The sequence below is a fragment of the Vogesella mureinivorans genome, assembly GCF_007644035.1.
In the GTDB taxonomy this organism is placed as follows: Bacteria; Pseudomonadota; Gammaproteobacteria; order Burkholderiales; family Chromobacteriaceae; genus Vogesella; species Vogesella mureinivorans.
In genome coordinates this window covers 1-501 of the sequence record NZ_VMTV02000246.1, presented here as the reverse complement: position 1 = coordinate 501, position 501 = coordinate 1, and the positions used below count along the sequence as shown (strand labels likewise).

The 501-nt window shown below is 51.7% G+C and carries 1 protein-coding gene; it reads right to left on the bottom strand.

From position 1 onward, the window contains the following. A partial coding sequence (locus FLQ44_RS08110) for an IS21 family transposase (RefSeq protein ID WP_500692539.1) occupies window positions 1-423 on the bottom strand: 423 nt, incomplete at its 3' end. Window positions 424-501 lie beyond the last annotated feature (78 nt).

Here is a 501-nt window from a genome sequence, read left to right as displayed (position 1 = left end):
GAGTTCGGTGAAGTCAGAAAACCCCATCATCCCTGGCTCATGCCGCAATTCGAACATCACATCCCGCGCTTCACCATGCAGGGCTTTCCATTCCTGCACTCGTCGTTGCAGGGTTCGCAGTACCTGAGGGTATTGTCCGGGATAGCGCTCTTGCAGATACTCGAATAGGGTCATGGGCGTTAGCCCTGGCTCTCGTTCTAGCATCGGTTTCAATTCGCTTTCCCAGACCTCGGCTAGTGGATCATGACCCGTACGGCGAGGGCGCTCTTGCCCTCGCTTGGGCTGATGGGTGCCAGCCTCAATGCGTTGGCCAGTCCGTTCTGAAAATTCGGCAATGGTAGCTGAATCTACCTGAGTCAACCCCAGTTCTCGTGCATTCATGTACACTCGTATTTGAAAACTTTCAATTGTTTTGCCAGACATTGTTCGGGTCTCCACTTCGCATGCGGGACTTTTGAACAATGTCTTTTTTGTCGTTGATTTTGTCTGATACCTAAGCGT